Raw genomic sequence first — 4,551 nt, forward strand, 5'->3', positions numbered from 1 at the left:
TGCACAATACCTGTGGGAGCGGGCTTGCCCGCGATGGGCGCGCCTCGGTCTAACTGAATGAATTGAGGCCCGGCCTTCGCTTGCCGCTAACCCCACCGGTCTTTAGACTTACGCCTCATTTCAACGAGAGCAGGGTCGATGCCAACTGCCTTTCCCGCCGATTCTGTTGGTCTGGTGACGCCGCAAGTGGCGCACTTCAGCGAACCTCTGGCCCTGGCCTGCGGCCGTTCGCTCCCAGCGTATGACCTTATTTACGAAACCTACGGCACGCTGAATGCCACGGCGAGCAACGCCGTGCTGATTTGCCACGCCTTGTCCGGTCACCATCACGCCGCCGGTTTCCACAGCCCCGACGACCGCAAGCCCGGCTGGTGGGACAGCTGCATCGGCCCCGGCAAGCCGATCGACACCAACAAGTTCTTCGTGGTCAGCCTGAACAACCTCGGCGGTTGCAACGGTTCCACCGGCCCGAGCAGCATCAACCCGGAAACCGGCAAGCCGTTCGGCGCCGATTTCCCGGTACTGACCGTGGAAGACTGGGTGCACAGCCAGGCACGTCTGGCCGACCGGATCGGCATCAGCCAATGGGCCGCCGTGATTGGTGGCAGCCTCGGCGGCATGCAGGCGATGCAGTGGAGCATCACCTACCCCGATCGAATTCGTCACTGCCTGGCCATCGCCTCGGCACCGAAACTGTCGGCGCAGAACATCGCTTTCAACGAAGTCGCACGCCAGGCGATCCTCACCGACCCCGAATTCCACGGCGGTTCGTTCCAGGAAGCGGGCGTGATCCCCAAGCGCGGCTTGATGCTGGCGCGGATGGTCGGGCACATCACCTACCTGTCCGATGACTCGATGGGCGAAAAATTCGGCCGCGGCCTGAAGAGCGAAAAGCTCAACTACGACTTCCACAGTGTCGAGTTCCAGGTCGAAAGCTACCTGCGTTATCAGGGTGAAGAGTTCTCCGGGCGTTTCGACGCCAACACCTACTTACTGATGACCAAGGCGCTGGACTACTTCGACCCGGCAGCCAACTTTGACGATGACCTGGCGAAAACCTTCGCCAATGCCAAGGCCAAGTTCTGCGTGATGTCCTTCACCACCGACTGGCGCTTCTCCCCTGCCCGCTCCCGGGAACTGGTGGACGCGCTGATGGCGGCCAAGAAGGACGTCTGCTACCTCGAGATCGACGCTCCGCAAGGCCACGACGCCTTCCTGATTCCGATCCCGCGTTACTTGCAGGCGTTCAGCAACTACATGAACCGTATTTCGTTGTGAGAAAGCCATGAGAGCTGATCTGGAAATCATCCAGGAATGGATCCCCGCCGGCAGCCGCGTGCTCGACCTCGGTTGCGGTGACGGCGAGCTGCTGACCTGGCTGCGGGACCACAAGCAAGTCACCGGCTACGGCCTGGAAAACGACCCGGACAACATCGCCGAGTGCGTGGCCAAGGGCATCAACGTCATCGAGCAGGACCTGGACAAGGGCCTGGGCAACTTTGCCAGCAACAGCTTCGACATCGTGGTCATGACACAGGCGCTGCAAGCCGTGCACTATCCGGACAAGATCCTCGACGAAATGCTGCGGGTCGGTCGCCAGTGCATCATCACCTTCCCCAACTTCGGTCACTGGCGCTGCCGCTGGTACCTGGCGAGCAAGGGCCGGATGCCGGTGTCGGAGTTTCTGCCGTACACCTGGTACAACACGCCGAACATCCACTTCTGCACCTTCGAAGACTTTGAAGCACTTTGCCGCGAACGTGAAGCCAAGGTCATTGATCGGCTTGCCGTGGATCAACAGCATCGGCACGGGTGGGCCAGTAAGCTATGGCCTAATCTGTTAGGTGAGATCGGTATTTACCGCGTCAGCAGTCCAGGGCTGCAGGATCACAAGGTCGCGGTCTGAACCACGACATTCCAAGGAGAACGATTATGGGTCGTCTAGCACTGTTTTTAGTTACTGCCTGCCTGAGCGTCACCGCGATGGCTGCCGACATCATCAAGGGCGAGCGCCAGGAAACCTTTGGCGACGTGACGGTGCACTACAACACCTTCAACTCCACGTTCCTGACACCGGACATCGCCAAATCGGCCGAGCTGATCCGCAGCAAGAACCAGGGCGTGATCAACGTCTCGGTGATCAAGGACGGCAAACCGCTGATCTCTAACGTCAGCGGTACGGTCAAAGACCTCACCAGCCAGACTGTGCCATTGAAGTTCAAGCAGATCACCGAACAGGGCGCGGTCTACTACATCGCGCAATACCCGGTCGAGCAGCAGGAAGTCCGCACCTTCGAGATCAAGGTGCAGAACGGTGACAAAATCAACACCATCAATTTCAACCAAGAGCTTTTCCCCGGCGAATGATCAATTTCACGCAACTCGTACTGGCCAGCCACAACGCCGGCAAACTCAAGGAACTCCAGGCCATGCTCGGCGACTCGGTGCAACTGCGCTCGATCGGCGAGTTCAGCAATGTCGAGCCTGAAGAAACCGGCCTGTCGTTCGTCGAGAACGCCATCCTCAAGGCCCGTAACGCTGCGCGCATTTCCGGCCTGCCGGCGCTGGCCGACGACTCGGGGCTGGCGGTGGATTTCCTTGGCGGTGCGCCGGGGATCTACTCGGCCCGTTATGCCGATGGCCAGGGCGACGCGGCGAACAACGCCAAACTGCTCGATGCCTTGAAGGATGTGCCGCAAGCCGAGCGCGGCGCACAGTTCGTTTGCGTGCTGGCGCTGGTGCGTCATGCTGATGACCCGCTGCCGATCCTTTGCGAAGGGCTGTGGCATGGGCGCATCCTGACCCAGGCCAGTGGTGAGCACGGTTTTGGTTACGATCCGCTGTTCTGGGTGCCGGAACGCGATTGCTCCAGCGCCGAGCTGAGCCCGAGCGACAAGAACCAAATCAGTCACCGCGCCCGTGCAATGGATCTGCTGCGCCAGCGTCTGGGTTTGAAATGACCCACGACTCATCCGCATCGCCGCTGATCTTCGGCGGCGCCGCACAATCGCCTAGGGCCGCGCTTCCCGTGCTGCCGCCCCTTGCGTTGTACATCCACATCCCGTGGTGTGTGCGCAAATGCCCTTATTGCGACTTCAATTCCCACACCGCCAGCCCGGTGCTGCCGGAGCAGGAATACGTCGACGCCTTGTTGGCCGACCTCGATCAGGATCTACACGCGGTTTACGGCCGTGAGCTGAGTTCGATCTTTTTTGGTGGCGGCACGCCGAGCCTGTTCAGCGCCGAGGCACTGGGCCGTTTGCTCAAAGGCGTCGAGCAGCGCATTGCGTTTGCCAGTGATATCGAAATCACCCTGGAAGCCAATCCGGGCACCTTCGAACAAGAGAAGTTTGTTGCTTACCGCGCATTGGGCATCAATCGCCTGTCGATCGGCATCCAGAGCTTTCAGGAAGAAAAACTCAAGGCACTGGGGCGGATTCACAACGGCGATGAAGCGGTGCGTGCCGCCGGCATGGCGCGTCAGGCCGGGTTCGACAACTTCAACCTGGACTTGATGCACGGCTTGCCCGATCAGTCGCTGGACGACGCCCTGAACGACCTGCGTCAGGCCATCGCTTTGAATCCGACCCACTTGTCCTGGTACCAGCTGACGCTGGAACCTAACACGGTGTTCTGGAACCAGCCGCCGACGCTGCCGGAAGACGACACACTGTGGGACATTCAGGAAGCCGGCCAGGCGTTGCTCGCCGAGCACGGTTACGCGCAATACGAAGTCTCGGCGTATGCCCAGCCCGGGCGTCCGGCGCGGCACAATCTCAATTATTGGAGCTTCGGTGACTTCATCGGCATCGGCGCCGGCGCCCACGGCAAGCTCAGTCATCCGGACGGGCGCATCGTGCGCACCTGGAAGACGCGCCTGCCGAAGGACTACCTGAACCCGGCGAAAAGCTTCAAGGCGGGCGAGAAAGCGCTGACCAATGAAGAAATGCCGTTCGAGTTCCTGATGAACGCCTTGCGCCTGACCGAGGGCGTCGAATCGCGGCTGTACCCGGAGCGGACCGGCCTGAGTCTGGAAAGCTTCGCCGAAGGCCGCCTCGAGGCCGAACAAAGCGGCTTGTTGCAGGTCGAACCGTCACGTCTGGCGGCCACCGAGCGCGGGCAACTGTTCCTCAATGACTTGCTGCAGAAATTTCTGAGCTGATTTCAGCCTTAAGGGAAAACGAATGGATTTGATACTCGACCTGCTCGCCACCGTCTCCCGCTGGAGCCGCAGCAACCTGTCGGAGATCTCTCTGGCACTGGTGGGCTGTTTGCTGGTGCTGTTTGGCGCGGACATAAAGGGCTGGGTCGACCAACGCCTGGGCAGCATCGCCGGCGCCTTGCGCGTCCCGCTGATGGCCTTGGTGTGCATGGTCGGCAGCGGCCTCGCGCTGATCTACGCCACGCCGTGGATCATCAAAGGCCTGAGCCAGTTCAACAACTACAGCCTGGCGCCGGTGTTGTTGGTGGTGCTGGTGCTGATCGGCGTAGTGGCCGACCGCCGCTGACTTCGACACAACACAAAACAACTGTGGGAGCGGGCTTGCCCGC

General features: G+C 60.8%; 6 protein-coding genes. All 6 read left to right on the forward strand.

Annotated elements, in window-relative coordinates; genetic code table 11:
• The first annotated feature begins 138 nt into the window (after positions 1 to 138).
• From metX to Q7W83_RS26655, 6 genes are read left to right on the forward strand one after another with little or no spacing between them, the layout of a single operon-like run.
• Positions 139 to 1,278 carry a homoserine O-succinyltransferase MetX gene (metX, locus tag Q7W83_RS26630; protein ID WP_150632772.1) on the forward strand — a complete coding sequence of 380 codons (1,140 nt, stop codon included), beginning with the start codon at positions 139 to 141 and terminating at the stop codon, positions 1,276 to 1,278.
• A 7-nt stretch (positions 1,279 to 1,285) separates the two neighbouring features.
• A complete protein-coding gene (gene metW / locus Q7W83_RS26635) occupies positions 1,286 to 1,906 on the forward strand; it encodes a methionine biosynthesis protein MetW (protein ID WP_046029734.1) in 621 nt (206 codons plus the stop codon).
• A 26-nt stretch (positions 1,907 to 1,932) separates the two neighbouring features.
• Complete coding sequence (locus tag Q7W83_RS26640; RefSeq protein WP_150632771.1) at positions 1,933 to 2,367, forward strand: DUF4426 domain-containing protein; 435 nt, start codon at positions 1,933 to 1,935, stop codon at positions 2,365 to 2,367.
• Positions 2,364 to 2,960 (forward strand): RdgB/HAM1 family non-canonical purine NTP pyrophosphatase, encoded by a 597-nt coding sequence (gene rdgB, locus Q7W83_RS26645; protein ID WP_150637999.1) that lies wholly within the window; start codon positions 2,364 to 2,366, stop codon positions 2,958 to 2,960. The genes Q7W83_RS26640 and rdgB overlap by 4 nt, the downstream gene beginning before the upstream one ends.
• The gene (hemW, locus tag Q7W83_RS26650; protein WP_150632769.1) at positions 2,957 to 4,162 is read left to right on the forward strand and encodes a radical SAM family heme chaperone HemW; all 1,206 of its coding nucleotides are present in this window, start codon (positions 2,957 to 2,959) and stop codon (positions 4,160 to 4,162) included. Before rdgB ends, hemW begins: the two co-directional genes overlap by 4 nt.
• A 22-nt stretch (positions 4,163 to 4,184) precedes the next feature.
• Positions 4,185 to 4,508: a DUF3392 domain-containing protein gene (locus tag Q7W83_RS26655; protein WP_017341283.1), complete on the forward strand. Its 324-nt coding sequence runs from the start codon at positions 4,185 to 4,187 to the stop codon at positions 4,506 to 4,508.
• Positions 4,509 to 4,551 lie beyond the last annotated feature (43 nt).

Source organism: Pseudomonas sp. 300 (genome assembly GCF_055803035.1).

What these genes read in the sequence shown, in the direction of transcription:
- Q7W83_RS26640 (WP_150632771.1), top strand. Translation starts at nt 1,933, where the DNA reads ATGGGTCGTCTAGCACTGTTTTTAGTTACTGCCTGCCTGAGCGTCACC.
- Q7W83_RS26655 (WP_017341283.1), top strand. Translation starts at nt 4,185, where the DNA reads ATGGATTTGATACTCGACCTGCTCGCCACCGTCTCCCGCTGGAGCCGC.
- metW (WP_046029734.1), top strand. Translation starts at nt 1,286, where the DNA reads ATGAGAGCTGATCTGGAAATCATCCAGGAATGGATCCCCGCCGGCAGC.
- rdgB (WP_150637999.1), top strand. Translation starts at nt 2,364, where the DNA reads ATGATCAATTTCACGCAACTCGTACTGGCCAGCCACAACGCCGGCAAA.
- hemW (WP_150632769.1), top strand. Translation starts at nt 2,957, where the DNA reads ATGACCCACGACTCATCCGCATCGCCGCTGATCTTCGGCGGCGCCGCA.
- metX (WP_150632772.1), top strand. Translation starts at nt 139, where the DNA reads ATGCCAACTGCCTTTCCCGCCGATTCTGTTGGTCTGGTGACGCCGCAA.